The organism is Ochrobactrum sp. SFR4 (assembly GCF_019730395.1).
Taxonomy (GTDB): Bacteria; Pseudomonadota; Alphaproteobacteria; order Rhizobiales; family Rhizobiaceae; genus Pseudochrobactrum.
In genome coordinates this window covers 1-548 of sequence record NZ_JAAPBB010000114.1, presented here as the reverse complement: position 1 = coordinate 548, position 548 = coordinate 1, and the positions used below count along the sequence as shown (strand labels likewise).

Here is a 548-nt window from a genome sequence, read left to right as displayed (position 1 = left end):
CATATGATAACTTTCCGGGCTTTGCTGTGTTCGGATTGCCAACAGCCTTCACGATTGTTTTGCGTGGTAATCCGGTTTGTTTTGTCAGAGCGCGGATAACCTGTGTTTTTGATCGGTTACCAACCTGATTGACAATACGCGGCACAACCTTGGGAAAACGCTCCTGCAATCTTTCAAGCTGCTTTCCGTATTTCTGAATATTATTATCCGCCCATCGAGCGCTGATTATTGTCATAACCATCTCCGAGAGCCAAAAACGCAAAAACCCCGAACACGCGAGTGTCGGGGCTTTATTGTTAGAATTTTGCATCATCAGTTGTATGTCAAGTAACTGCCGCAAGTCAACAGGGGGCAGAAAATTTTTCTCGGACAGCACTTCGGTTTGTTTGGTTGAAAGAAATCCCAATCCCGTCATACCCTTCAAGCCAAGGGGCAAATGATAGATCGGAATAGACTAAACGGTGGTCGATTAAACGGGTCATTAAGTTTTTCTCAAGGCGCTTAAGAGCGGCCACCCAAACCTGATAATCAATCCGCCCCATGATGTC

At 45.8% G+C, this 548-nt stretch carries 1 protein-coding gene and 1 pseudogene; both read right to left on the bottom strand.

What is annotated here, in order from left to right; all coding sequences use genetic code 11:
• A pseudogene (locus HBA93_RS18120) lies at positions 1 to 235 on the bottom strand (hypothetical protein); the annotation flags it as partial.
• A gap of 106 nt (positions 236 to 341) precedes the next feature.
• On the bottom strand, positions 342 to 548 hold a 207-nt coding region (locus HBA93_RS18115; RefSeq protein ID WP_221724225.1), incomplete at its 5' end, for a hypothetical protein.